This is a genomic window from Candidatus Nitrospira nitrosa (assembly GCF_001458735.1).
Lineage (GTDB): Bacteria > Nitrospirota > Nitrospiria > Nitrospirales > Nitrospiraceae > Nitrospira_D > Nitrospira_D nitrosa.
Map to the genome: position 1 here is coordinate 16,087 of NZ_CZQA01000013.1, position 24,786 is coordinate 40,872.

27 protein-coding genes and 1 pseudogene are annotated in these 24,786 nt (G+C 56.3%); 17 read left to right on the forward strand and 11 right to left on the reverse strand.

Annotated elements, in window-relative coordinates; genetic code table 11:
- Window positions 1–47: 47 nt before the first annotated feature.
- Genes COMA1_RS21235 through COMA1_RS18735 form a run of 3 tightly spaced genes read right to left on the reverse strand, consistent with a single transcriptional unit; the run spans window position 48 to window position 1,530 of the window.
- Window positions 48–200, reverse strand: a complete 153-nt coding sequence (locus tag COMA1_RS21235; RefSeq protein ID WP_176698181.1) for a hypothetical protein — start codon at window positions 198–200, stop codon at window positions 48–50.
- A 41-nt stretch (window positions 201–241) separates the two neighbouring features.
- Entirely contained in the window at window positions 242–685 is a 444-nt protein-coding gene (locus COMA1_RS18730) for a DUF488 domain-containing protein (RefSeq protein ID WP_090751062.1), read from the reverse strand.
- 5 nt (window positions 686–690) lie between these two features.
- Entirely contained in the window at window positions 691–1,530 is an 840-nt protein-coding gene (locus COMA1_RS18735) for an aldo/keto reductase family protein (RefSeq protein ID WP_090751063.1), read from the reverse strand.
- Between the two features lie 319 nt (window positions 1,531–1,849).
- Here COMA1_RS18735 and COMA1_RS18740 point away from each other — a divergent pair, with 319 nt between their 5' ends.
- Window positions 1,850–3,547 (forward strand): LamG-like jellyroll fold domain-containing protein, encoded by a 1,698-nt coding sequence (locus COMA1_RS18740; protein ID WP_090751064.1) that lies wholly within the window; start codon window positions 1,850–1,852, stop codon window positions 3,545–3,547.
- Between the two features lie 9 nt (window positions 3,548–3,556).
- Here the strand turns inward: COMA1_RS18740 and COMA1_RS18745 are convergent.
- Window positions 3,557–4,731 (reverse strand): IS3 family transposase gene (locus COMA1_RS18745; RefSeq protein WP_407921304.1). Its coding sequence is split into 2 segments (ribosomal slippage): window positions 3,557–4,455 and window positions 4,455–4,731, totalling 1,176 coding nucleotides; the frame shifts between segments, so codons are not numbered across the junction.
- A gap of 68 nt (window positions 4,732–4,799) precedes the next feature.
- Between COMA1_RS18745 and COMA1_RS18750 the strand changes: the two genes are divergently transcribed.
- From COMA1_RS18750 to COMA1_RS18780, 7 genes and pseudogenes are all read left to right on the forward strand, one after another.
- Window positions 4,800–5,978 carry an RHS repeat domain-containing protein gene (locus tag COMA1_RS18750; RefSeq protein ID WP_090751065.1) on the forward strand — a complete coding sequence of 393 codons (1,179 nt, stop codon included), beginning with the start codon at window positions 4,800–4,802 and terminating at the stop codon, window positions 5,976–5,978.
- Window positions 5,979–5,989: 11 nt separating this feature from the next.
- On the forward strand, window positions 5,990–6,385 hold the full coding sequence (locus COMA1_RS18755) for an ankyrin repeat domain-containing protein (protein ID WP_090751066.1): 396 nt from the start codon (window positions 5,990–5,992) through the stop codon (window positions 6,383–6,385).
- An 81-nt stretch (window positions 6,386–6,466) separates the two neighbouring features.
- The gene (locus tag COMA1_RS18760; protein WP_176698182.1) at window positions 6,467–8,221 is read left to right on the forward strand and encodes a transposase; all 1,755 of its coding nucleotides are present in this window, start codon (window positions 6,467–6,469) and stop codon (window positions 8,219–8,221) included.
- Between the two features lie 195 nt (window positions 8,222–8,416).
- Window positions 8,417–8,830 carry a hypothetical protein gene (locus COMA1_RS18765; RefSeq protein ID WP_141654420.1) on the forward strand — a complete coding sequence of 138 codons (414 nt, stop codon included), beginning with the start codon at window positions 8,417–8,419 and terminating at the stop codon, window positions 8,828–8,830.
- 207 nt (window positions 8,831–9,037) lie between these two features.
- Window positions 9,038–9,253 carry a hypothetical protein gene (locus COMA1_RS18770; RefSeq protein WP_141654421.1) on the forward strand — a complete coding sequence of 72 codons (216 nt, stop codon included), beginning with the start codon at window positions 9,038–9,040 and terminating at the stop codon, window positions 9,251–9,253.
- An 86-nt stretch (window positions 9,254–9,339) separates the two neighbouring features.
- Window positions 9,340–9,660 carry a YajD family HNH nuclease gene (locus COMA1_RS18775; protein WP_090751070.1) on the forward strand — a complete coding sequence of 107 codons (321 nt, stop codon included), beginning with the start codon at window positions 9,340–9,342 and terminating at the stop codon, window positions 9,658–9,660.
- Between the two features lie 32 nt (window positions 9,661–9,692).
- Window positions 9,693–9,911 (forward strand): annotated as a pseudogene (locus COMA1_RS18780) (transposase); the annotation flags it as partial.
- Here the strand turns inward: COMA1_RS18780 and COMA1_RS18785 are convergent.
- Window positions 9,908–10,267: a hypothetical protein gene (locus tag COMA1_RS18785; protein ID WP_090751072.1), complete on the reverse strand. Its 360-nt coding sequence runs from the start codon at window positions 10,265–10,267 to the stop codon at window positions 9,908–9,910. The pseudogene COMA1_RS18780 and the gene COMA1_RS18785 sit on opposite strands and share 4 nt — an antisense overlap.
- Window positions 10,268–11,021: 754 nt before the next feature.
- On the opposite strand from COMA1_RS18785, the gene COMA1_RS18790 reads away from it, so the two are divergent.
- From COMA1_RS18790 to COMA1_RS18805, 4 genes are all read left to right on the forward strand, one after another.
- Complete coding sequence (locus COMA1_RS18790) at window positions 11,022–11,342, forward strand: hypothetical protein (RefSeq protein WP_090751073.1); 321 nt, start codon at window positions 11,022–11,024, stop codon at window positions 11,340–11,342.
- Window positions 11,343–11,410: 68 nt separating this feature from the next.
- Window positions 11,411–12,499 (forward strand): saccharopine dehydrogenase family protein, encoded by a 1,089-nt coding sequence (locus COMA1_RS18795; RefSeq protein WP_090751074.1) that lies wholly within the window; start codon window positions 11,411–11,413, stop codon window positions 12,497–12,499.
- Window positions 12,496–14,025 (forward strand): L-piperidine-6-carboxylate dehydrogenase, encoded by a 1,530-nt coding sequence (amaB, locus tag COMA1_RS18800; RefSeq protein WP_090751075.1) that lies wholly within the window; start codon window positions 12,496–12,498, stop codon window positions 14,023–14,025. The genes COMA1_RS18795 and amaB overlap by 4 nt, the downstream gene beginning before the upstream one ends.
- A 200-nt stretch (window positions 14,026–14,225) precedes the next feature.
- Window positions 14,226–14,825: a VOC family protein gene (locus COMA1_RS18805; protein ID WP_090751204.1), complete on the forward strand. Its 600-nt coding sequence runs from the start codon at window positions 14,226–14,228 to the stop codon at window positions 14,823–14,825.
- A gap of 63 nt (window positions 14,826–14,888) precedes the next feature.
- Here COMA1_RS18805 and COMA1_RS18810 read toward each other — a convergent pair whose 3' ends face one another.
- The 5 genes from COMA1_RS18810 to COMA1_RS18830 all read right to left on the reverse strand — a co-directional run bounded on the left by COMA1_RS18810 (window position 14,889) and on the right by COMA1_RS18830 (window position 18,832).
- Complete coding sequence (locus COMA1_RS18810; protein WP_090751076.1) at window positions 14,889–16,493, reverse strand: peptide chain release factor 3; 1,605 nt, start codon at window positions 16,491–16,493, stop codon at window positions 14,889–14,891.
- 251 nt (window positions 16,494–16,744) lie between these two features.
- Window positions 16,745–17,482 (reverse strand): hemerythrin domain-containing protein, encoded by a 738-nt coding sequence (locus COMA1_RS18815; RefSeq protein ID WP_245631157.1) that lies wholly within the window; start codon window positions 17,480–17,482, stop codon window positions 16,745–16,747.
- A gap of 22 nt (window positions 17,483–17,504) precedes the next feature.
- Window positions 17,505–17,705, reverse strand: a complete 201-nt coding sequence (locus tag COMA1_RS18820; RefSeq protein ID WP_090751077.1) for a hypothetical protein — start codon at window positions 17,703–17,705, stop codon at window positions 17,505–17,507.
- 20 nt (window positions 17,706–17,725) lie between these two features.
- A complete protein-coding gene (locus tag COMA1_RS18825) occupies window positions 17,726–18,034 on the reverse strand; it encodes a hypothetical protein (protein ID WP_090751078.1) in 309 nt (102 codons plus the stop codon).
- Window positions 18,035–18,196: 162 nt separating this feature from the next.
- Window positions 18,197–18,832, reverse strand: a complete 636-nt coding sequence (locus COMA1_RS18830; protein WP_342672711.1) for an inorganic pyrophosphatase — start codon at window positions 18,830–18,832, stop codon at window positions 18,197–18,199.
- Between the two features lie 390 nt (window positions 18,833–19,222).
- Between COMA1_RS18830 and COMA1_RS18835 the strand changes: the two genes are divergently transcribed.
- A complete protein-coding gene (locus COMA1_RS18835; protein ID WP_090751080.1) occupies window positions 19,223–20,560 on the forward strand; it encodes a cyclic di-GMP phosphodiesterase in 1,338 nt (445 codons plus the stop codon).
- 132 nt (window positions 20,561–20,692) lie between these two features.
- Here COMA1_RS18835 and COMA1_RS18840 read toward each other — a convergent pair whose 3' ends face one another.
- Complete coding sequence (locus tag COMA1_RS18840; RefSeq protein WP_090751081.1) at window positions 20,693–21,013, reverse strand: hypothetical protein; 321 nt, start codon at window positions 21,011–21,013, stop codon at window positions 20,693–20,695.
- A gap of 383 nt (window positions 21,014–21,396) precedes the next feature.
- Between COMA1_RS18840 and COMA1_RS18845 the strand changes: the two genes are divergently transcribed.
- From COMA1_RS18845 to COMA1_RS18860, 4 genes are all read left to right on the forward strand, one after another.
- Window positions 21,397–21,846 (forward strand): hypothetical protein, encoded by a 450-nt coding sequence (locus COMA1_RS18845; protein WP_090751082.1) that lies wholly within the window; start codon window positions 21,397–21,399, stop codon window positions 21,844–21,846.
- Window positions 21,847–22,111: 265 nt separating this feature from the next.
- Window positions 22,112–22,969 (forward strand): nuclear transport factor 2 family protein, encoded by an 858-nt coding sequence (locus tag COMA1_RS18850; protein WP_090751083.1) that lies wholly within the window; start codon window positions 22,112–22,114, stop codon window positions 22,967–22,969.
- Window positions 22,970–23,543: 574 nt separating this feature from the next.
- On the forward strand, window positions 23,544–24,110 hold the full coding sequence (locus tag COMA1_RS18855) for a DUF3617 domain-containing protein (protein ID WP_090751084.1): 567 nt from the start codon (window positions 23,544–23,546) through the stop codon (window positions 24,108–24,110).
- Window positions 24,111–24,296: 186 nt separating this feature from the next.
- Window positions 24,297–24,761 carry a rhodanese-like domain-containing protein gene (locus COMA1_RS18860; protein ID WP_176698184.1) on the forward strand — a complete coding sequence of 155 codons (465 nt, stop codon included), beginning with the start codon at window positions 24,297–24,299 and terminating at the stop codon, window positions 24,759–24,761.
- Window positions 24,762–24,786: the final 25 nt, after the last annotated feature.

The window sequence follows — 24,786 nt, forward strand, 5'->3', positions numbered from 1 at the left end:
TTCCGTACAGAAACGGGGTGGCATGTGGAGACCGGAAGCGACGGGCATCATCGTCGAAAGGCATCCTTGCCTTTGATCACATCCTCCAACATCTTGTCGGCCAATTTTCCGGCTTTCCATCGACGGTATCGGTGATGCACCATGACCCAACAGACTACCCCGCCGACTAGGAATACAATCATCACAACTGTGTCGTCCATTGATCCTCACCAACACAATAAGAGTAGAGATTCACCACCAGCTAGTCGCGGTCATGATCGCGGCGCCTTCTTCTCTGTTCTATGGGCCTTCCATGAGATTGATTCGTCGGCGGCACCGCAGGTCTGATCTTCGCCTCTCGTTTCAGCAGGAAGCTGCGGAGCGCAACGGCCTGGTTGTGCTGTTCGTCCTTGGCGGAATAAACCAGCGTGACCGGACTGGCTTTGGCTTGCGCGGTGATCGTTGCAAGGACTGTTGATTGCTGTTCCAGCTCGGCATGGTACCGTCGCTGGAATTCCGTCCACCGAGTCGGATCGTGATTGAACCATGTCCGCAATGCCGTCGATGGGCCGATGTCCCGGAGCCAGAGATGAAGTTTCGCATCAGCTTTGGCAATCCCGCGAGGCCAGATTCGATCGACCAGGACACGAAACCCATCGGACGTGCTAGCTGGTTCATAGATACGTTTGACCAGAATCTTACCCATGATCGCTATAGGCCTATGGTCTCAATTTGTCGAACCTCTTCCGGTACCAGTGTAAACCGATCCGATTGCAGGTCTTCCTTCATATGGTGAGGATTCGTCGTGCCCGTCAGAGGCACCATGCCGACCTGCTGCGAAAAGCGAAACACGATCTGGGCAAGCCCTGCCTGGTACTTCGCCGCCATCGCCTGGATGACCGGTTCGGCAAAGATGGCTTGATTGGCAGTCAGGAGAGAAAAGCCCTGATACATTATCCGATGTGACCGACAAATCTCTCGTACTGCTTGATCCCACCCGAAGGCCGCATAACAGCGGTTCTGCACCACCATCGGCTTATGTTTGGCTTTCGTACAGAGCAAGGTCAGCTGCTCCGCCGAGACATTGCTGACGCCAATCATCTTTGTCTTGCCGGCATCGTAGAGTGACTCGATCGCCGCCCAAACCTCCCAATCTTCTGCTCCTAAGCCACGCCGGGAGTACGGTCCATGGAGGACGTACGAGTCGAGATAGTCCGTATGGAGATGTGTTAACGAACTCGCAAAGGACTGTTGGACCTGTGTCGTGATACTCGCCTGCGCGTCATACGGGAGGCGATGGTCCTGGCCGTTGACCGGAGTGAACTTGGTTTGGAGAAACAGCTTGTCGCGGGTGACCCCTTGCTTCGCTAATTGAAGCAGCGCCTCCCCCACCCGCGCTTCATCGTAATGGACGAGCTGATTCGCCGTATCGATCGCGGTGAACCCTGCCTCCACCGCTTGCAGAACCAGCCCCGTCGTGGCTTCTTTCTTCCACGCCGTGCCGTACATGAATGAGGGAATGGACACATGATTGTCGGTGATCAATGGCATCGCGATATCTCCTGTGGATGCTCGTACCATACACAGTTTCCGATGAGAGTCTCAATGACCGTCATCGCGAGACCTCTCCACCGGGACGATTCTCTCTTGCCCACATCCCGTATCAGCCTGACTGAACGGATAGGGCCATCTTCGGGGGTTGACACGCGATGACAACAGCGTAGAGTCAATCACGTAATCTATTGTCCTTCTTGAGCGAGGGCATGCAGAACAGTTTCTGACCTATGATGTAAAGGGCAATCTGCTCACGAGCACGGAGCAGAGTATTACCGCCACGACCACGTTTACCTACGAAGCGACCTTCAATCAGGTGACGAGCATCACAGATCCCAAGAATCATCTGACCATGATCACCTACGATGCCAAGGGCAACCCGCTCACGATCACGGATGCGGACAACAACGTCACGCGGTTCTTCTATGACGCGCGTGGGCTCTTGACCGAAACCCGCGACGCGCTCTATCCGGCCAACCCCGCCACCATATTCACCTACGATCCACTGGGACGGCTGCTCACCACCACCGATCCGTTGCACCGCACCACAACCTTGACCTATGACAGCGCCGGGAACGTGGCGACGTCGAAGGATCACCTCGATCGCATCACGGCCTTTGAGTATGATGTAAAGAATCGGTTGAAGAAGGTGACCGATCCCCTCTTGGGTGAGACGGTCTATACCTATGACGGGAATGGCAATCTCCTCACCGTGAAGGACGCGAAGAACCAGATCACCACGTTTGCCTACGACAGCCGGAATCGACTCGCCAGCACGACCGATCCGCTGGGCAAAGTCGAAACCTATGAGTACGACGGCAATGATAATCTGACCAAGCGCATCACACCCAAACTGGACCAGATTGTCTTTGCCTACGATCCGGTGAACCAATTGTTGAGCAAGACGCTCCCCGGGAATCTGCTCACCAGTTATCAATACGATCTCGTGGGCAACTTGACGACCGTGACCGATCCCGATAGCGTGCTCACCATGACGTACGATCAGGCCAATCGGCTCACCACGGTGAAGACCGATGGCTCGTCCAATCAACCAACTGTGACGTTGAGCGCTGACTACGACAAAACCGGCAATCGGCTGGCGCTCACTCATCCGACCGGGCAGACGAGCTACGCCTACGATGTGCTGAATCGGCTGAGTCGTGTGGCTACCTCTGATGCGAACACCTGTCCCGCCTCCCCGACTGCCGACTTGGTCAGCTGGTGGCGAGCGGAGGGCACGGCCACGGATAGTCAGGACGGCAACACGGGCACCCTGCAGAACGGCCTCACCTTCGCGACGGGACGTGTCGGCCAAGCCTTCAGCCTGGATGGCGTGAATGATTATGTGGCGATCCCGTTTGCCACGAACCTCAATCTCGCTCCCACGGGGGCGTTCACGCTCGCGGCCTGGGTCCAGCCCCAACCACGCGGCCAGTTTCAAGCGGTGGTGGTCAAGTCTCCCACAAGCGGCATCTGGGACTGGGGCCTCTATGTCGATCCCACGGGGCACGTCGTCAGTGGGCGCAATGGGAATTTGACGGTCTCGTCGTCGACGGTCGTCCAAGCGGGGCAGTGGATTCACGCCGCGGTGACGTACAGCAATGGCACCTGGCAGCTCTATATGAATGGCGTGCTCGAAAGCACGGCCACGGGGGCGCTCATCACGCAATCGACCGGGGGGCTGGCCATCGGGAGGACGGGTGACGCGAATAGCGGCTACTCTCAAGGCCTGATCGATGAGGTGCGGCTGTACAGCCGAGTCCTCACGCCCGGTGAACTGGCGGCGGGTGCCTGTCAGGATGCGACGACGTTCACTTACGACGCCCTGAGTCGCCGCACGGCCATGACCTTGCCGAACGGGACCCAGACGACGTACACCTATGATCCCGCCTCGCAAGTGCAACAGATTCTCCACCAGCTCGGCGCCAGCGGCCCCACGATCAACCAAGCCGCCTACACCTATAACGGCGTGGGCAATCGCACTGACCCCGGTTGTCAAGAGTGGACGCCATGAATGACAGTCTCACGCCGCCGACTGTTGACGGGCCCACCGTTGGGCAAATGCCGCGGGCGAGCGATTCCCCAGCCGGGAATGCCGTCGCTGGCGGTTGTAGAACACCTCGATGTATGCTGTAATCTCTTGCCGAGCCTGCTCCCGCGTCTCATATCGTCGGTGATGCACCAGCTCAGTTTTCAGTGTTCCCCAGAAACTCTCCATCGGTGCGTTGTCATAGCAATTGCCCTTGCGACTCATGGAGGGGATCATGCCGAACTGCCGCAGCTGATCCTGATAGTCGTGGGCACAATATTGAGACCCACGGTCGGAGTGGTGGAGCAAGCCCGGGCGTGGGCGTTTCGCCCCGACCGCGTTCCCCAAGGCGTGGCGCACCAAGTCCGTCGTCATCCGGGCCCCCATGGCATACCCGACGACCTCACAGGTATACAGATCCTTGACCCCGGCTACATACAACCACCCTTCCCCTGTAGGAACATAGGTGATGTCGGTGAGCCAGGTCTCATTCGGGCGTGTCGCGGTGAACGTTTGTGCCAAGCGATTCTCCGCCACCGGCAGGTGATGCGCCGAATCCGTGGTGATCGTGAACCGTCGCACCGGTGTGCAGCGCAGGCCCAGTTTCTTCCGCAGCCGCTTGATACGGCCGATCCCAGCTGGAAAGCCGTCTTCACGCAATTCCGCTTGGAGGCGCTCCGGGCCGTACGTGTGTCGGGTCCGCACGTGTGCCGCCTGAATCGCCACTTCCAGCCGCGCATTCTCCTGGGCGCGTGTCGACGGACGCCGATGCTGCCAGGCATAGTAGCCGCTTCGGGACACCTCCAGCACCCGACACAACAGAGTCAACGGATACTGGAGACGCAGCGTCCTCATGAGCGCGTACCGGGCAGCTGCGCCTTGGCAAAGTACGCGGTGGCTTTTTTTAAGATGTCGCGCTCCATCCGCGCTTCCGCAAGATCCCGTTTGAGCCGAGACACCTCGGCCTCCAGCTCCGTCACGGGCCGTCGGCTCTCTCCCAGCGTAGTGAGCTGGCCCTGCCGAGCCCGACCCACCCAGCGCTCGAGCGTCCTGCCCGACATGCTCAGGCGCCTGGCGGCCTCCGGAATCGTCACCTGCTGTTCCAGGACTAGCCGCACGGCCTGCTCTCGGAACTCCTTCGTATACTGCTGTCGCGGGACCTGTTCCATCTCACACCTCCAGCCCTCTCATTCTAGGTTGAAGGCGTCCACTTTTTCGAGCTTACCTCAGCACATCGTTGACGGACAGGAGAGGCAGTCAGGCGTTTGGGTACGACAATCTCGATCGACTCACCTCGGCCTCCCATCCCCTCCTTGGCACGCCGCAGGCGTTTGCGTATGATCCGGTGGGCAACCGCACCACAGGCGGCAGCGTGGTGAATGCGGGGAATCAACTCACCGCCGATGTGACGCACAGTTACCAGTATGACGATAACGGGAACCTGACGCGGAAGACGCTCCTCGCCACCGGGAACTTCACCCAGTACACCTACGATGCCGAGAACCGGCTGACGAAGGTCGAAGACTTCGTCGCCGGGAATCCCACGGCAGCATTCACAAGCACCTACCGCTACGATGGCTTGGGGCGCAGGATCGAGAAGGTGGCGAACGGCCAAACCAAACGCTACATCTACGACGGCGAGGACATCTTGCTCGAGTACGACGGCAGCAACACGTTGCAGGCGCGCTACACCCATGGCCCGGGCATTGATGAGCCCATTGCCGTGACGAAGGGCGGTTCGACGTTCTTCTACCATCAAGACGGCCTCGGTTCCGTCACGGATCTGACGGATAGCGCTGGAGCCACGGCAAAGAGTTACAGCTACGATGCGTACGGGAATATTCTTGAGTCCCCTGGCACCTTGGAGCAGCCGTACACCTATACGGGCCGGGAGTTTGATAGTGAGTCTGGGCTCTACTACTACCGGGCGAGGTATTACGACTCAGCCGTAGGGAGATTTTCACAGCGTGATCCAGTTGGGTTTTCAGGAGGTCTGAATTTCTATCAATATGTCGGTTCCAATCCAACAAATATGGTTGACCCAACGGGGAAGTTTGCGATGGTGCTTCCCTTGCTGCCTACGTTACCAATTATTACTACTTCAGTCGCGAACGCACTCGGAGGGCTAGCAATTGCAGCAATGATCGCCAGCTCAGGGGATTCGCAGCAAGCAGCTCAGAAACAGGCTGAGCATGATGCGTACAAGGCTCGATGTAATCAGGGGCCCCCTTCCGGTTTGGATCAATGCGAGACGGCAAGGTGGGAACTGGAAAGGAATAAAGATTGTTTCCGTATGCGTCTGGATTGGATAAGGAGATGGGGATCGACACCGGGTCTGGAGGACCAACTCGCGCAGGTTGGGCGAGCTATAAAGAATGCAGAGGCAAGGGTAAAGGAGTTTTGCGGTTGTCGTTAGGGAAAGACGAAATGGCCCGTGAATTGTCCGTCCAGCAGATTTTTGATCGATACAAAACACTCCCTGAGTTTATCGATATGGAGCTTACAGATGTTAATCAAACTGGGCACTTTGGAAGTAGCCCACTGCATGTTGCTTGCGTAAGAGGTGACCTTGAAGAAGTTTTGCCACTTCTAACCGCAGGGGCTGATATGAATTTAAGGGGAGAACTTGGCTATACACCACTTCACGACGCAGCAGCACAGGGACATATAGAAGTTGTGAAGGTGTTGTTGCAAAGAGGCGCTATTCCGAAAATAAAGAATGATGAAGGGGAAACGCCTAGAGATAGAGCGGAGAGTAAGGGCTTTTTCGATATCGTTGCTCTCTTCGATACCGTGCCTAATGATGACCATTGCTCAACCTGACCTCTCACCCGCTGCCGAATGGCACGATCTAGTAGTCCACCGCGCTTGCGCCCAATCGAGAACTTGCCAGAAGGTTGTCCCATGCCTGGGTTGTCCTCCACACTCACACTACTAGTTCCAGCCTCAGCCTACGACGAACGGGCAGAGGGCTTCAGGTATGATCCCGCCTCGCAAGTGACGAACATCCTGCACCAGCTCACGGCCAGTGCCACACAGATCAACAAGGCGGACTATCTCTATAACGGGGTGGGGAACCGGACGAGTCTCACGGATCGGCGCGGGATCCAGAATTTCGGGTACGACACCCTGGATCGGCTGACGAGCGCGTCTCATCCCTTGCTCGGCACGGCGCAAGCCTTCGCCTATGACCCGGTGGGCAATCGCACGACGGCAGGCAATGTGACCAATGCCGGGAATCAACTCACCGCCGATGCCACGCACAGTTACCAGTATGACGACAATGGCAATCTGACGCGCAAGACCCTGCTCGCCACCGGCACCTATACGCAGTACAGCTACGATGCCGAAAACCGATTGGTAAAGGTCGAAGACTTCGTGGCCGGCAATCCGACGCCCGCGTTCACCTCCACGTATCGGTATGATGGTCTTGGAAGAAGAATTGAGAAGGTCGCGAATGGGCAGACGAAACGGTACGTCTACGATGGCGAGGATATTTTGCTGGAGTACGACGGCAGCAATGTCTTGCAAGCTCGCTACACGCACGGCCCCGGCATTGATGAACCCATCGCGGTCACGAAGGGCGGCAACACCTACTTCTACCATCAAGATGGGCTCGGCAGCGTGACGGATCTCACGGATTCAGCTGGAGTCACGGCGAAGAGCTACAGCTACGACGCCTATGGCACCATCCTCGAATCACCAGGCACGATCGAGCAGCCGGCCGACAGTAATAGGGTCAGATCTTGTCTTGTGCATGGAGAGTGCGGTAGTCTGTCAGGCATGGCTCGCCCCCTTCGTCTCGAATATGCTGGTGCGCTCTACCACGTCACCGCGCGAGGCAACGCCCGGCAAGATATCTTTCTGGATGACGACGACCGGCAGCGGTTCTTGGGCGTGCTCGATCGCGTTGTCTCCCGCTTTCATTTGTTGCTCCACGCCTACTGCCTGATGGACAATCACTTTCACCTGGTGGTGGAAACGCCCGAGGCCAATCTGTCCAAGGCCATGCGCCAACTCAACGGCGTCTATGCCCAGGTCTTCAACCGACGGCACCAGCGGGTCGGTCACGTCTTACAAGGCCGGTTTAAGGCGATTGTGGTGGAGCGAGAGGGCTACCTGTTGGAACTCTGCCGCTACGTGGTGCTCAACCCGGTGCGCGCTGGCCTCATCCGCCAGCCCAACACCTATCCCTGGTCCAGCTATCGTGCGACCGCAGGACTGGCGTCTGCACCGGCGTGTCTCACCGTAGACTGGCTCTTATCCCAGTTTGGCCGCCAGCGGTCAGCCGCCCAAACGAAGTATCGTGCGTTTGTAGCCGAGGGCATCGGACAAGAGTCCCCGTGGGAGCAGGTGCAAGGACAGGTGTTGCTCGGGAGCGACCGGTTTGTCGAACAACTCCGCCCGGGGCTTCAGGAGAAGCGACCGATGAAAGAGATTCCCCGGCAGCAACGGTTTGCCGACCGGCCGACCTTGCGCCAGTTATTTCCCGTCCGGTTCCGTGCCAACCGCACTCAACGCAATGAGACGATCCGCAGAGCCCACGTGGAGCATGGCTACAGCCTGTCAGACATCGGTCGCGTGCTAGACTTGCACTATTCGACCATCAGTCGCCTTGTGAGCGCGCAAGAACATCCGAATGCACAACACAAGATCTGACCCCAAATGTGGCATACGGAGTCCATGCTGGTCGATACTGTCCGACGTATTCTTGCAGACTAATTGGTGGACCCAGCGACTTAGCGTACAGTAACCCAGTGAGACGCCTGCACCATGTCACGGTATATGCTGCTGGTGAGAATGATGCACGATTCAAGATCTGACCCTAACTTGCTGTTCGAAAGGCGGATGATCATGAAAACGAAAGTGTTCTGCCTGTTGAGCATGGTCATGGTGCTTGCCTGCTCCCCACTCCGTGCCTTGGGAGAGATTTCGGAGTCACAGGCGATCGAACTCGCGAACAAAGAGGTCGAGAAATATTACATCAATCCTGCTCAGTGGCATATCCGTGCCGAAAAAGATCGGCGTGAGTGGCAAGCGACGCGCGAGGCCTGGGAACACTGGGTTGCCACCGTCGCACGAGGAGGTGTCGCTGTCTACAATGCAAGGATTGCGAAAATTGAGAACGCGATCAAGGGGCGGGAGGTGTGGTTTGTCACCTATAAGCGCATTATCCCTCCTGGGCAAGTTCCGCACCATAGCGAAGCCATTGTTTTTCTCGATGCCCAGACCGGACAAATCTTGGACGTCAAAAACCAAGAAGAGTAACCCCCACAACCTCACCAAAAGAAAAAGATAGGGTCTGTTCTTGGCTCTGCAGTGTTGGCAACTCCTCTGCTCTTGTAAAGTTCCACGCGACTGCTAGAATCGTGTCTCATGACCGCTGTCTGCTCGTCGTGTCCGCCGCGAAAAGTAGAATTCGAGTTACCCCTAACCTGCGACGAACTCACAGAGGGGTTCAGGTATGATCCCGCCTTGCAAGTCCAGCAGATTCTCCACCAGCTCGGGGCTACCAGGCCGACGATCAACCAAGCCGCCTACACCTACACTGGCGTGGGCAATCGCGAGAGCCTCACCGATCGCCGTGGCATCCAAAACTTTGGGTACGACAATCTCGATCGGCTGACTTCAGCCTCTCATCCTTTGCTTGGCACACCGCAATCATTCGCCTATGACGCCGTTGGAGCTTGACACAACGGGGGAACCGTACGCTTTCGAGTGGTGGGATGTAGAAACGTGGTGTAGAATATCGTTACGACTTTCTTTAGGAGGCTCGCATGGTACGGAGCAACCACGAACCGTCTTACCGAGCACGCGCGTTGAAATTACTCCCCTGGATTTGTGCCCACTGCGGGCGGGAGTTTGACGGCAAGAAACTGAGTCAGCTCACAATCCATCACAAAGACCACAACCATCACAATAATCCCCCCGACGGCAGCAACTGGGAGTTGCTCTGTCTCTACTGCCATGACAACGAACATCAACGCGATCAGGCCGGTCCTGGGCTAGACGACTCACCCTTGAGCCGTGAAGCCGATCGGCCGTTCACACCCTTCGCCCGACAGGCCAACCTACTCAAACGCAACAGGGCGGCCTGATCAAGCCCACCCAACCTCCTACGACAAATGCCGAAGCGCTAAAGAGAAACGGCCTCTCCTTCCGTAAGAAGAAGCGCCGCTACAGCAAACCACTCGACAAACAGCGCCACAAGATCGAAGTCATGTTCGGCCGCATCCAGGATTGGCGGCGCATTGCGATGCGGTACGACCGCTGCACCCACACGTTCTTTTCCGCCATCTGTCTCGCGGCCACCGTCATCTTCTCTCTCATCGAACGAGTCCTGAACTAGGTCTCCATCATCTCCAGCCTGACATCGCATTCATGTCCACAGGCCGTGCAGCGGATGTAGTCCGATTCGACGGCGAATTCGTCGGTGCGGATCCCCATACCTCCGCAATCCGGACATCGGACAAGCTGGACCCGCTCATCGTGAATCGTTTCGTAGTGAGCGCCGTGAAGACAATAGATCGGCTTTCCATCGAGCAGCCATGGCCGTCCTTGTTTATCGACGACCGGCAGGACGAGATAATGATGGTTCACGTAGGCTTCCAAGTCCTGCCGATTGGTGAACCTATTTTTGATCAACCGGCCTCCCAAGGCCTCGTAGAGCGCATGTCCTTTTACGATCGCCTTTGTCGGTCCCATAACTCCCTCCCCTCGCCAGCGATTGGGTTGTGCGCACACCCATCCTCCCCACTCCCACCGTCTCACCCGAACGTTCCCCCACACTCAAACCCACAAGGATCGAGCCAACACCATACCGTCATGCAGCTCGCCTGCGGATCGCTGACGGTTCTGGAATGCGATCACCCGATTCACCGGCATGTAACCGTGATGTCTGCCCCTCCTCCTTGTCATCCAAGGAAAGTAAACGGATACATCCTATCAACATGATCACCATGGCTGTGAGACCGATGACGATTCCCCAATATCCCCATGACATAGATCACCCTCTCGCGCCATACGACGCGAGTCCTCTGTGAAAGTGTTTGCACGGATCCCCGCCGTAGAAACTCCTCAGAGGTCTGTGCCTTACCGGCTTCTTTTGCGGTAGACAGACAGCATCAACCGGTCCTTGTGGGAATGTGAGACAGTATGAGGTGAGGGCCCGTCTGGTGAGGAACGCGCACCCGGCAAGTCCGAACCGTTGGAATTGTGCTCCACGGAGGACCATGATCACCACCTCCAGAATGAGGCGGCAGCGACGTGACAGTATTACCCTACTCCTGGATGGTACCGAGATCAAGGGGGTCCATCCTGTTTTGGTTTCGATCACCACGGTTCAAGGTTATCGACCCTCCACATGTGAGCCAACGGATCTCTCCTCTCAGAACAGTGCTTCGCAATTCCTCTATTTCAACAGTGGCGGTCCTGACGCAAGAATTGATACAGTGCAGCCATGGAGTCTGAAGAACAGATCACCGTTACCGAACTCCGGCTCAGCTACCGGTACATCAAGGATCATCCATGGGTGGTCACGGCCATCAACGGCTTTCTCTCCGCTTACTTCATGGAACAGCCGAGCTTTCGTGTGCAACGTCACTTTGACGAATTGGAATCCGGCATGCACGTCTGGATCTGTGATGTGCCGAGTACGATGAAAATGACGACGCTCTTACGACGGTTGCAAGCGGATATTCCGCCCTGCCGATATAGTCATGTCACACCGGAGCCGACCAGCCCCCCTCAATATGTCATCGATGCGCATAACGCGAGTTGACGACGTAGCGTTGCGATATTTTTCAAACCACGTGGCCGGAACATGACGGTGGAGTATAATGCACGATCATGAATCGTGTGCTGGTGCTCGGGGCCGGAAAAATCGGCTCTCTCATCGCTTGCCTTCTTAATCAATCCGGTCGGTACGAAGTCCATCTCGGCGACATGACCTTGGAGGCGCCGACCCATCTCGTCGACAGTCTCAAGTTGGAGCGGGTGACGCCGTGCCTGCTGGATGTACGACATCCGGATGCAGTCAGCACCTATCTTTCAACCCATCGGTTTGATGCGATTCTCTCGAGTCTCCCCTATTTTTGTAATCCCACGGTCGCCGGCCTGGCGTTGACTCACCATCTGCATTATTTCGACCTCACAGAAGACGTCGAGGTCACCAACCAGATCAAAGTCCTGAGCGCTGGAGCCACCCAGGCCTTTATGCCGCAATGCGGTCTGGCCCCGGGGTTCATCAGTATCGTGGCACACGAGCTCATGACGCATTTTGATACGTTGGACACGGTCAAGATGCGCGTCGGCGCGCTGCCGGTCCATCCCAGCAATGCCCTAAAGTATTCGCTGACCTGGTCGACGGATGGACTGATCAACGAATACGGCAATGTCTGTTACGGCATCGAAGAAGGTGAAAAAGTCCCGCTTCAGCCGCTCGAAGGGTATGAAACGATCGAACTGGACGGCCTGCTCTATGAAGCGTTCAATACCTCAGGCGGACTCGGTACATTGGCCGATAGTTATACCGGCAAAGTCCGCACGATGAATTACAAGACACTCCGCTACCCGGGCCACTGCGACAAGATCCATCTGTTGATGAAGGACCTCAAGCTCAATGAAGACCGAGACACCTTGAAACGTGTGCTTGAACGGGCCGTGCCTCAGACCCTGCAAGATGTCGTATTGATCTATGCGTCGGTCACCGGCACGAACAAGGATGGGTTTTTCGAAGAAAACTACGTGAAGAAAGTATACCCGCAATGCATCAAGGGCAAGCTCTGGTCGGCCATCCAAGTGACGACCGCGTCCAGCGTCTGTTGCGTCGTGGACCTTGTGTTGAACCGTCCTGAGCAGTACCATGGATTCATCACTCAGGAATCCGTCTTATTACGAGACTTCTTGGACAACGAATTGGGAGGTTGCTTTCGATGAGCACGAGTCATTCCGCATTGAGGGACCTTGGCATCCAGGCCGTGAACTCAGGTGGAAGTACCGGCAATGGGTGGTGGTCCGGTCGCAATGACGGGACCCTGCTCCCCTCCATCAATCCGACGACCGGGGAGCAGATCGCGGGTGTCTATCCTTGTTCATCAGATGATTATCAACGTATCGTGAAAGAATCAGTTGAGGCATTTCGAGCCTGGCGCATGGTGCCGGCCCCTAAGCGAGGCGAGGTCGTTCGGCTGATCGGCCAAGCCCTCAGAGAGAAGAAGGATCAGCTGGGGACCTTGGTGTCCTTGGAAGTCGGCAAGATCAAGGCCGAGGGCGACGGAGAAGTCCAAGAGATGATCGACATGGCCGATTTCGTCGTCGGCCAGTCACGGATGCTCTACGGTGCCACGATGCAATCCGAACGGCCGGCGCACCGCATGAGCGAGCAGTGGCATCCATTGGGTCCGGTGGGTGTGATCACGGCGTTCAATTTTCCCGTGGCGGTCTGGGCCTGGAATGCGTTCCTCGCTGCGATCGCAGGCGATACCGTGATCTGGAAGCCATCGCCGAAGGCCCCTCTCTGCGCGGTCGCCATCCAACAGATTTGTAATCGCGTCATGCAACAACAGGGGTATGCCGGTATTTTCTCCCTCTGCATCGCCGATCAACCGGCGTTGGTCGAACAGATGGTCCAGGATGAGCGCCTCCCGCTCATCTCCTTTACCGGTTCGGTGCCGGTCGGTCGGAAGGTCGCGTCATTGGTCGGACAACGACTCGGCCGAACCTTGCTCGAACTGAGCGGCAACAATGCCGTCATCGTCGATGAGACCGCCGATCTCAATATGGCGGTCCGCGCGATTGTGTTCGGCGCGGTCGGGACCGCCGGGCAGCGTTGTACGACCACCAGACGTCTCATCGTACACGAATCCTGTTACGAGGAATTAGTCGCGAGGCTTGTGAAGGCCTATGCGCAAGTTCAGATCGGCAATCCGCTGGAAAAAGAAGTCCTCATGGGACCGCTCATCGACCAGGTGGCGGTGGAGGGCTATCGAGCGGCCCTCGACGAGATCAAGCAAGAGGGCGGAGAAATTCTCCACGGAGGGCGTGTGCTGACCCGCCCCGGCTACTTCGTCGAACCGACGATCGTGCGGGCGCAGAACCACTGGCCCGTCGTGCAGCGCGAAACCTTTGCGCCTATTCTCTACGTGATGACATTCACGACGATCGACGAGGCGATTGCGATGCAGAATGATGTCCGGCAAGGGCTGTCGTCCGCCCTATTTTCCAATGATGTCCGCCGGAGCGAGCGGTTTCTCTCGGCTACGGGGAGCGATTGCGGAATTGCCAATATCAATATCGGCACGTCCGGAGCCGAGATTGGTGGCGCGTTCGGCGGAGAAAAAGAAACCGGCGGCGGCCGCGAGGCAGGATCGGACTCCTGGAAGGCCTATATGCGACGACAAACCAACACGGTCAATTGGGGGACGGAACTGCCGCTGGCCCAAGGCATTAAATTCGGTTCCTAGCAGGCTGTTGACAAAGTCATCCGGCGGCGTTCTCGCATCGCTCAGAGGTTCAACGTACCAAAGCGTATGCCTGACCTCCTCCCTCGCTGCGGTCTTGCCGGAAGGCTTTTTTGAGCATCCTCACATGAGTGACGTGTGAATGCTGCAGGGAATATTCCAGCTCCCAAGCTTTTCCACAATCTGCTATGCGAGGTGCGATCATGATGGATGAAGCCCAGACCCTGGACAATCTCATGGCACGAATGGTGGCCGACTATGTTGAGCATAACCAGGCTGCCGGCGTCCTGAAGGCCATGCTGGACGGAACCGGTGTCGGATTCATGCCGGTCGTCGACCATGTCACCATCAGAACCTTGGATATTGACCGAGGCGCTGAACCCTTTGTGACCTTAGGCTATGCACACGATGAAACCTTGCAGTATGCCGACTGGTACGCGAAGGTGTATCGCAAAAGTGGATACCCCAGTCTGTTCGTGGATCAGGCCTACCCCGATGAACGGGGCAAGACCAGTATCATTCCCGGCTGGGTGAACAAATTCGGGGACAAAGTCTTCCACCATGTCGCCGTGCGCGTTGAGGAGATCGAACAAGCGGTCGCTCGGTTGAAACAGAACGGTGTGGTCTTTGCCGGCAACATCGTCGGCGAGCGTGGCGGCCACCTCCGACAGATTTTTTCTTCCCCTGAGATGGTCGATGGCCAACCGTTTACCGTGTTGGAGCTGGCCGAGCGGCACCGAGGTTACCTTGGTTTTCTCCCGCCGCAGGCAGACAATTTGATGAAGTCATCGACCGGCAAATAGGGTGTGGCGCTGGTCGAGTGGTACTGAGTCGCCTACGACCGCGTGAACCACCGGCGGATCCCGCTATCCCATTTCCTGCAAGACATGATCGGGATTTCGATCGCGGGCGATCGTCTTCATGAGTTGGTCGCCGAAGAGGACGACGACTCGATCCCGCTGGTCCTTCACCATCATGGACGCCGACGGTGACTTGAAGGTGGACGGATCTCCCTCGAGCCAGGCGCTGCAGCTGAATGGCAGCGCATCCAGGATGGTTTCGACGCGATACTCGTGGCGGAGCCGGTATTGCAACACATCGAACTGCAGTCGACCAACAGCGGCGATCAAGATCTCCTGATCATGGAGGCTGCGCATGATCTGGACCGTCCCCTCCTGCGCCATCTGGGTGACTCCCTTGTCGAACGCTTTTCGTTTTCCGACATCCGTCGGTCGCAGACGCGCGAAGATCTCCGGTTGGAACTGCGGCAACGGCTTAAAATTGAACCCTCCTGTTAAGGAGACCGTATCTCCGATCGCGAAGACGCCGGGATTGATGATTCCAATAATATCCCCCGCATACGCCTCCTCGACGGTACTCCGCTCCTGTGCCACCAGGCTATGCGGCCGTGCCAAGCGAATGTCCCGACCCAGTCGATGATGCTTCACGACCATATCGCGCTCAAAGCGCCCCGAGCACACGCGAAGAAATGCCGTACTATCACGATGTTTGGGATTCATATTCGCCTGGAGCTTGAACACATAGGCACTGAACGGCATGTCAATCGGATCAACGGTGAGCTCGGACCCATCCTCTCGGTCCGCCAAGCGTGCGCCGGGGCTGGGCGCCAACTCCACAAAGGCGTCCAGGAAACTCTCGATACCGAAGTTCGTGAGTGCGGAAGCAAAAAAGACCGGGGTCACGTCGCCACTGAGAAACTGTTCCCGTGTGAACGGGTTCCCGGCAATCTCCAAGAGTTCCAGATCATGCTGCACTTGCGTCAACATCTCTTCCGTCACTCGGCTGTGTGAGCCAAGCTCGGTGAACGGCAACATATCAGTCTCTACTCTAGTCGCTCCACCATGCATGGTCTTACTGAACAGCTGCACTTGACTGTCTGCTCTGGTCACAATGCCCACGAAGTCGCTGCCCGATCCGATCGGCCAGTTGATGGCACTCGCGTGAATATCCAAGGCCTGTTCAACCTCGGTCATGAGATCCAAAGGAGGGCGTCCAGGCAGATCCATCTTGTTGATCAACGTCAGGACCGGAATCCGCCGCATGCGGCATACGGCAAAGAGTTTGCGGGTCTGCGTTTCCACACCTTTCGCCGCGTCGATCACCATGATCGCGCTATCCGCAGCGGTCAAGGTCCGATAGGTATCTTCGGAAAAGTCCTGGTGGCCCGGCGTATCGAGTAAATTGATGACCGCGCCCTTGTACGGAAACTGCATCGCCGACGCGGTGATCGAAATTCCCCGTTCCTGCTCCATGCCCATCCAATCCGAAGCTGTCGTCTTTCCACCCTTGCGTCCACGCACCATGCCGGCCGTGCGGATCAAGCCAGAATACAGCAGGAGTTTTTCGGTCAGCGTCGTCTTCCCGGCATCCGGATGGCTGATAATGGCAAAGGTCCGCCGTTGCCGGGTCGCAGCCGCCAGTTCACTCAACGTAGTCGTGTCAGATATCATGATTGGCCAGGCAGTCTATCATATTGTGTCTAACAGGGTGCTGAAAAAGTCCGCCAGCGGCGTTCTCGCATCGCTCAGAGGCTCAACGTACGGGGCAGAGTACGATTCGCCTCTTCGCTTGCTGCGGCCTTGCTGAACGGCCATTTTGAGCACCCTGCACGGCCAGTTAGAGTCCTCTCAAACTTCGATACCTGTGATGGCCGCAGGAGCCAAAATGAGTTTTTCCGCAACCTGCTAAAAGAGGAGTGTGATCATCCGGGGAAATCGCTGGGAAGCTCAAATCCAGCTCGCTCTACCGCGCGACGAACGGCACCCAGAACAGCCGGAGTATCGGAACAAGGCAGCACAGTCACTTCAGGAGCCGCACGAAGTCGAATCACCAACTGGTCGATCTCCTCGCCAAGGACTGTGTCACAGGTGTGGTAGAGACCCTCCGGACCTTCCTCGAGCAGATTATGCTTTTCAAGAACAGAGCGCAACGTCGCCAAGACTCCGAACGTGGGAGTCGGCATTAGTAAGGCCGCAATCGCCCCATGATCGAGCCTGAGTTTTGCCGCGATGGGAAGCGGCTCTCCCCCACGCTGTCGCTGAGCCGCAGGGAGTAAGATCTTCTCCTCAATTCCAATATGACGCAACAGCCCGGCCCGAAAGCCATCGTAGGATTTCCGTTCCACGCGGCCGCCTCTATCAATCGCCGATTCCAGCAACCGCTCAAGTCTCCGGTGATCGTCCACCAGAATGCGGGTGATCGATCCGTTCCTCTCACCGTCAGCAGGCCCCATCGAGACAGTCTCCTCGACAACCGCTCCAAGAACACGTGATGCCCACGTGGTTCCACCTCCATCAGTGATCACTTCATACAGCATCGGTACCGGCCGCGACGGAGCATACCGGTTTGGGAGGTCACAATTCCATAGCTTCTTCAAGCTGTAGGGGGTCGGCTGGTGTCGGACGGTCAGAATACGGCCGGCTCCATGGCGATCGGACATCCAGTCTGTTCCAGCTGTGTGTTCAGTGCCGGACCGCTTGAGCGTAGACGGCGAGAACCGAGATAAAGAAAATGACGCACGCGGTGGAGAATGAGGCTAGGAGGGAGAATGGACCGGCCGGCTGAAATCGCGCCCGCCGAGTACGAGGGAATCGCATCAGGCAAAACGTCATAAACGAGGCCGCTGCTCCTGTGAGTGCCAGAAGAATGTAGGCTGTGTCCATGCAGACACCCAACTCCTCTGCTACGTCAGAACAAACAGCAGGCCGGCGCCTCCAATCAGAAGGAACAACGCCCAGCGAAGCAATCCCGCTCGCGCATCGGACTGTTCTTGTTGAATTCGACGTTGCAAGGCGGGGTGACTTTGCAGATAGGCGGCAACAGAGGCTTTGGCCTCTTTCACGTCGACCTGCTGTTCGTGACGAACCAACGTGATCGCATCAAGCACTTGCCCTCGCCGCAAAGCCGCCAGAACCGCTTCGGAGAGGGGGTGGTCAAAGAGCGACTGTTGCGCGGTCTCAGCAATCGGTGGGTGAAGTGAGGAGGGTGACATAGGCTGAGAGTCAGCCTACCACCATCATGCGAGCGGCAGAAGCAAATCAACAGAACCGGCAGCAGAATTCATCACGCCACAGCGAGCTCTGAACCTACCGGTATCCGTTCTCCTCGTCGCGGATACGGTGTTGCGATGATCCCGCTGGACCGAAGAAGCCGCTTACAACTGCTTCGGCCACAGGGAGCTGAGTTCCGGATATTGAGCCCGGTAGTCGGCGTGGCTCGCACGAATCACTTTGAGCGCTTCCTCCCGGCCATACACGCTGGTAATTTCCACCTTATTATGTTGAGTCGTCCCAGGCGCGCTCTTGTAGGTCAGAAAATAATGTTGCAGGCGATCCATGAGTGCCGACGGACATTGTGAAATATCCGTGAAGCCCCCGTACACCGCGTCGTCCCGCATGACGGCGATAATCTTGTCATCGGCTTCCCCGCCGTCGGCCATGCTCAACCCACCGATCGGGAGCGCCGTGAGTAAGATATCGCTATGCGGAATGTTTTTTTCCGACAAGACACAGATATCCAGCGGGTCACCGTCCCCGACCATGCCCTTCCGACGGGCTCGCTTCGCAAAGATCCCCGCCACCTGTTCCCCGGAATAGGTCTGCGGAATCAGGCCGTAGTAGACCGGACAACAATTGGAGAACCGCTGCGGCCGATCAACCTTGAGAAACCCGCTGCGTTTGTCGACTTCATACTTAACCGTATCAGTGGGAACAATTTCGATATAGGCCATGACGACGTCCGGAGCTTCCTGCCCGATCGATACGCCGTGCCACGGATGCGCCTTGAACATCAGCCCGAGCAACCGCTGAAACGGGTCGCTGCCGCCATGCGCTTCATTACTTCTCTCTGTCGTCTTCCCGCTGGTCTTCACTCTCTGCCCTTTCATGGATCCTCCCCCTCCCTAGTACGAACCGCTCTTCGCTGTCAGCCCACTTTGCACTTCAGACTCAGTATGTCTCAGGCATTCCGAGAGGGCAAGCAGATGCCGAGAAAAACTCTTTCACGCTTCGCCAAGCTTATGGTGTTCTCGGACTGGCCTCGCAAGACTCCCCATCCAGAGAAGAATGTGCCGACGATTGGCGGCACGAGTGCGAGACTTAAGTTATTCTTCAAAAGGACCGAATAAATACGGACGATTACCTGAATCGCACATTACAACGCCGGACTGGCCACACACACTATGGCACACCCGAACGCTTCTGAAACACAACCCAACGGACCAATCCCGACGAGACCCGACGACCTCACAATCGGCATGTACGTAGATCTGAATTGTTCCTGGTTCAGACATCCGTTTGCGAGCAAGACCTTCACCATTACATCCGATAAGGAATTGACCATCATTCGTGGCCTTGGACTGGACACTGTGCTGGTTCATCCCGCGCTATCTGATTCTCAAGGCACCCCACAAAACTCCCAAAATGATGGCGATGGAAGAACAACCGCAGCGCCCACCCTCCCTGATACGACAGGACCGGACACCGTGCGCTGCGATACTCCTGCTCCTCCCCCAACAATCGTCCAATATAAAGAGAGCCTTCAGCAAGCCAACATGCTGTATCGGCAGACCGTGGCTGAAAGCTCACAAGCGCTCAACGATATCAAGAACGGATCTGAATCCGGTCTGGTTGCGGCAAAACAGATGATCCATGGGCTGACAGAAATCCTGGTCAGTGACAACGCCTCGAGCGCCATGGGAAGTTTGTTGGGCGCCCAGGAGCTCGACGATCTCAGTGTTCTGCATGCCATGAACGTTGCCGTACTCTCCATGCTCGTCGGACGCCAATTTGACCTTGGCCATGAAGCCATGCATGCACTCGGAACTGCCGGGTTCCTGCACGACATCGGTGAGCAGGCGCTCCCCCCTGATCTCCGACACCGGAGCTGGGCCAGTATGAACACCGAGGATCAAAAAGCGTTTCAACAACACGTGGATTTCGGGCTCAACATGCTGGCCCAATTCCCAGGACTTCCCGATGACGTACTCAGCATCATTCGAAACCACCATGAACGGGTCGATGGATCCGGCTATCCTGCCCGGATACGGGGCGATCAACTGTCTCTGCTCTCTAGAATTCATGCGGTGGTAGATGAATATGAAAGCCTGGTGAATACACCGGATCCTCTCACGACCATGACTCCCACAGAAACTTTGTCCAAACTGTACACTAACGCCAAAACAAAATTCTCGGAAGAGGTCGTCGTTGGACTTATTCAAACACTGAGCGTGTATCCCCCTGGAACGGTCGTCGCCCTCAACGATCATTCAGTTGGACTGGTCGTCAGCATCAATCTTCACTCCCGTATGCGTCCCCTCATTGTGCTTTACGACCCTACCGTCAACCAAGCGAATCCTCACATTGCCGACCTCAGCAAGGACCCTACCCTCTCCATCGTACGAAGCATCCCGAGAAGTGAGCTCTCGCAGGAAACCTCCGACTATCTCAATCTGACAAAGTGGACAGGATTTTTCATCAGTTCCTCTTTAAAAACATTGGAAGAGGATCGGGCAGCCTAGCAACTCCTGCGCATCGCCAATTTCGAAGACTCCGCCCGGGAGAATTTGGTTCACCGGCACTGAGAATACCTTCAGACCATCATCAGATCCCTCACCGCTTCCACCCTTCGCACAGCATCTAAATCCCGCTACTCACTTCCCACGAGCTCTTACGATCACCGCCGCCACATCATTCAACCTGATCGTCGCATCGAACAACTCCATCCCGACCAACTCCGTCAACTGCACGGCATGAGCGCCAACCTTGGCGACCTTGCCTTCCACGTCTTGCCCCGAACCCAACTTGACCTTTACACGTTTTCCAACGTGCTGCTCAAGCAAGGACTTCATGGCATTCGGGCTATCGATGTCCACCATCGCTTCATCGACCGCGACAGCTGGCGCTGGTCCAGCAACGCCAAGCCCAACGAGTAACGCACACGCACAGATTGCCCTGCTTATGCTTTCCTGCATCCTGTCCCCCTTGCTGGATATTGTCACGATCGTACGGGCCATCACGAGGCCGGAGCTTACCGCGAGTACGTAAGAAAGTCATCTACCGTCTCATTCGTCGCCAAACGGTCGGAGGCCACCACAAGAAGGCCGGCTGCGCACGGCGGAACACGAGCCCCCACAATCGCATGATTACAGGTATTCATAGCCAGCGCGCACTCGGCGCACGACCATCGCGCCGTCACGAACAAGTCCATTGCCACCCCCTTGCACAACTTTGAAGAAAAATGGATGTCTCTTCTTTTTTTCGCTAGACTGAGTCCGCATTCATCACCACATCTGAGCCGCTTCATGACTGTGAGGAAAGGCGCTTACCAAACCGAATCGGTGAGCCCGTAGATCCCGTGACGACTCTCCCCGCAAAAATCCCTGACGTCCCGCCCAAGCCCCGCGCGTCTCTGGTGGTACGGGCCGGCGGCGTCTATTTTCTTGTCGCGCTCGGGGTCGGATTCGTACTCGAGGTCGTTCGGCTTGAAGTGATCGCCCTGCATATCAGCGAACTGATTGCTCGATTACTCGAAGTCCCCAACACCCTGTTGGCCATGATCATCGGCGCGAAATGGACGATCGACCGCTTCCATCTGCCGCCTCTCCCACGCATACGGCTCGGCATCGGGTTCGTGGCCTTCGTCTTGATGATTCTCACGGAGTCAGCGGTCGTCCTTCCGCTTCATGGCCTCACAATCGATGAGTACATGGCCCTTCAACATGCCGTTGCGGGGATGTTGCCGGTCGGAGTGCTCGCCGTATTGACCGGCATGCCATTGCTGGTCAGCTATCGATGGGAACGCTGATGTGAGTGAGTGAGTGCCTGCCTGGCCTGACCGGCTCTACCCGATTGAGCTGACGACATCGACGATCATCTTCTCCCTCCCGAATCTATTTCTCCATCCACCTATCGCCACTCACAAGACTCCCGGAAACCTCAGCCTGAAGTCTTGACAGCCATGCCCCCTCTTGTGAGATACGAGTGAAACGACTGAGTCCTGCGTCTCCCCAGAGAGTCATCGTCAAACCAGAAGCCTGTGACGTGTTCGCCCCATATGACAGGAGTGATTGATGAGCCCTATCAAATATCTCGCGTGGTTAAGTCCGTTGATATGCATAACCATCATCACAACCGGGACAGCATCAGAGCCTTCCGACCCAGAGTCGGCCGTCCGGCGTCTCGTCCGAGCCAATGCCGAGAAAGACTTGCCGACACTCTCTCGCATGATGGCTCATGACGCCGATATCATCAGCTACGGGGTTGCCGGTCGGAAATATGTCGGATGGCCCGAGCTTGAGCAAGGCATGAAAGAGGAGTTTGGGAACGCTCAGAAACTGGAGATTCCCATCAAAGAACTGACGGTGTGGACGAAGCGAGACCTCGCTTGGTACGCGATGGAACTTGACTATATTCGGTATGTGACCGACGGCACCGGACTCAAGAAGACAGTGCTTCCGATGAGAGAAACCGGCGTGCTGGAACGACGCGATGGCCGATGGCAGCTGTTATCATGGCATGAATCCTTTCGATCCGCTCAATTGAGCGCTCCACTCTCCTCACCTTCAACCGGGTCTTCGCCACAAGCACGTGAGAGCACTCACACCCCACCTGCCACCGATCTGAGTGGAGAGTGGGAAATCCTTGAGGTTGAAGATGACAAGCGATATAGAGCGACGTTCGACCGAAGTGGAAATGGACCGTACACCCAGCATGGCGGTCGCTTCACGACCAACCAGGTGATGAACCGCCTATGGCAAGGCACCTGGCAACAGCCGGGCAATGATCGAGAGGGTGGATTTGAAGTCCTGCTTTCAGAGGACGGCACTGAGGCCAAAGGCATCTGGTGGTACAGCAGAGTCGGTGCACAAAAGAATATCCCTCCGCGAGAACACGGCGGGACCTATCACTGGAAGAAGGTTGCGCCGTAGCTGATTCAAAGGCGATGCGCGATCCGTAGACTTGGGTATCGAGATGCGCTATGCAATGAAGTCTGGAGAAGAAAAGAGTGAGTTAGGCCGGTGTGGGAATGGTGAGGCCGCACTGGGGGGCCATTCCCTGCCATTGATACTCTGTAGCTGACATTTCTTCTCCTCCGAAGAGTTCTGACAGGGTACGCCCGCCTGAGTTTTCATATTCGTCATCGTTGCCTTCTTTCAGAGGGTCCTTGATGGAACTGCGCCTACCAGGCCGCAATCATTGGCATCGTCCATGGTGCTATGGCCTGGGGAACTTCTCGTGAGGAATCCCGTCTCAGGATCTACGCCAGAAGTCTTACGGTTCACGGTTCCTCTCATTCACAAACCATTGACTACTCATTTCTTAGAAACCTTCGAGTACTACATTTTGAGGTCATGAGCGCGGCCAGCTCACCAGCGAGTTCCGCCTCTCCATGCTTTCTCTCCAGCTCCTTGTTATGGACTGGGACACCTCACATCGGTAGAATGTTCACACATTCAAATACCCGGCACCTCACGATATCCTGGCTCTTCCGGAGGGCACTTCATGGACACGCATCGCTGGATACTTACGCACATGATCACGGTCCTTGGAATCACTGGCAGCCTCGTTCACCTTCTCCTCACCCTGACACCCGATGCACATGCCGAATCTTTCAACATCAAACCCGGTGCATGGGAGATGTCCGTGACAACTGTCACATCCGGAATGAAGCTTTCACCTGAACTGTCGGCAAAGATGGCACCGGCACAACGGGCTCACATGGAACAGATGATGAAGGCTCGAGAAGGCAAACCTCACACGATGACCACGCGATCCTGTATTACCCAGGAAGATCTGAGCCAGGATCGGATTATCAAGGAGATGGAAGACGAAGACGAGGACACGGCGGTGCAGTGCAAGGTCAAGGTACTGTCCAAATCCTCGACCAAGCTTGTCCTCGACCAACTATGCCCAGGCCCTCCCCCCTCCGCCACGCACTTCATGGTTGAGGCGAAGACACCTGAAAGCATCGTGGCACTCGGAGATCGAGGAGAGACCGGATCCGGCAAGTCCCATATCGACATCAAAGGAAAGTGGGTCAGCGCGAGCTGTGATGGACTGGATGAGTAGCGCTTAATCTTCATCCAATACTTTCACTCTTCAAGTAAAACATGCGGTAGGGTTGGAGCAGTCTCGGTCGACTCTTATTGTTTCAATCGCGGGGCTCTTGAGGGACACCACGAGTCGGGGTACACTGATTGTCCTATGATGTTCCTAAACCCAGATACGGCACAATCATCGAAAGGAGATTCTTTCATGAAAATCATAAGTCTGTTGGCCGCCTTCTCCGTGACGGCCCTCTTCGGCGTCTCTCTTACTCTTACTTTTTCTTCGTCGGCTATCGCTCAGAGCGTCTCTCCATCGGCCAAACAGAATGTTGAATCAGCGCAGAAGCCGGTCAAAACCATTGGCATGGAAGAGTATCGAAAGATTGTTGATAATCCTGGCGCAGCCTTGATTGTGGATGTGCGTGAACCGCAAGAGTATGCAGCCGGACACGTCCCTGGAGCGATCAACATTCCACGTGGAGTGATCGATTCCAAAATCTGGAACTATCTGCAGAAAACCGACATGGAACACCCAATTGTGCTCCAGTGTCAAAGTGGGAGACGTGCGACACTTGCCGCTCAAACTCTTGGAGAACTTGGATTCACACAGACCTCTGCGGTGATTATGAACCTTGACGAATGGAAAACATCGGGCAACCCGTTTGTGAAGTAGCCGTCTAGCCAGTCAGATCCCAACG

Coding starts and splice junctions, on each gene's coding strand:
- COMA1_RS18765 (WP_141654420.1), top strand. CDS start 8,417: ATGAAAACGAAAGTGTTCTGCCTGTTGAGCATGGTCATGGTGCTTGCC.
- COMA1_RS18775 (WP_090751070.1), top strand. CDS start 9,340: ATGGTACGGAGCAACCACGAACCGTCTTACCGAGCACGCGCGTTGAAA.
- COMA1_RS18840 (WP_090751081.1), bottom strand. CDS start 21,013: ATGCAGGAAAGCATAAGCAGGGCAATCTGTGCGTGTGCGTTACTCGTT.
- COMA1_RS18860 (WP_176698184.1), top strand. CDS start 24,297: ATGAAAATCATAAGTCTGTTGGCCGCCTTCTCCGTGACGGCCCTCTTC.
- COMA1_RS21235 (WP_176698181.1), bottom strand. CDS start 200: ATGGACGACACAGTTGTGATGATTGTATTCCTAGTCGGCGGGGTAGTC.
- COMA1_RS18820 (WP_090751077.1), bottom strand. CDS start 17,705: ATGGACACAGCCTACATTCTTCTGGCACTCACAGGAGCAGCGGCCTCG.
- COMA1_RS18850 (WP_090751083.1), top strand. CDS start 22,112: ATGAGCCCTATCAAATATCTCGCGTGGTTAAGTCCGTTGATATGCATA.
- COMA1_RS18810 (WP_090751076.1), bottom strand. CDS start 16,493: ATGATATCTGACACGACTACGTTGAGTGAACTGGCGGCTGCGACCCGG.
- COMA1_RS18795 (WP_090751074.1), top strand. CDS start 11,411: ATGAATCGTGTGCTGGTGCTCGGGGCCGGAAAAATCGGCTCTCTCATC.
- amaB (WP_090751075.1), top strand. CDS start 12,496: ATGAGCACGAGTCATTCCGCATTGAGGGACCTTGGCATCCAGGCCGTG.
- COMA1_RS18785 (WP_090751072.1), bottom strand. CDS start 10,267: ATGGGACCGACAAAGGCGATCGTAAAAGGACATGCGCTCTACGAGGCC.
- COMA1_RS18730 (WP_090751062.1), bottom strand. CDS start 685: ATGGGTAAGATTCTGGTCAAACGTATCTATGAACCAGCTAGCACGTCC.
- COMA1_RS18815 (WP_245631157.1), bottom strand. CDS start 17,482: ATGTCCGATCGCCATGGAGCCGGCCGTATTCTGACCGTCCGACACCAG.
- COMA1_RS18755 (WP_090751066.1), top strand. CDS start 5,990: ATGGCCCGTGAATTGTCCGTCCAGCAGATTTTTGATCGATACAAAACA.
- COMA1_RS18805 (WP_090751204.1), top strand. CDS start 14,226: ATGATGGATGAAGCCCAGACCCTGGACAATCTCATGGCACGAATGGTG.
- COMA1_RS18835 (WP_090751080.1), top strand. CDS start 19,223: ATGGCACACCCGAACGCTTCTGAAACACAACCCAACGGACCAATCCCG.
- COMA1_RS18830 (WP_342672711.1), bottom strand. CDS start 18,832: ATGTTCAAGGCGCATCCGTGGCACGGCGTATCGATCGGGCAGGAAGCT.
- COMA1_RS18855 (WP_090751084.1), top strand. CDS start 23,544: ATGGACACGCATCGCTGGATACTTACGCACATGATCACGGTCCTTGGA.
- COMA1_RS18735 (WP_090751063.1), bottom strand. CDS start 1,530: ATGCCATTGATCACCGACAATCATGTGTCCATTCCCTCATTCATGTAC.
- COMA1_RS18760 (WP_176698182.1), top strand. CDS start 6,467: ATGCCTGGGTTGTCCTCCACACTCACACTACTAGTTCCAGCCTCAGCC.
- COMA1_RS18790 (WP_090751073.1), top strand. CDS start 11,022: ATGGAGTCTGAAGAACAGATCACCGTTACCGAACTCCGGCTCAGCTAC.
- COMA1_RS18825 (WP_090751078.1), bottom strand. CDS start 18,034: ATGTCACCCTCCTCACTTCACCCACCGATTGCTGAGACCGCGCAACAG.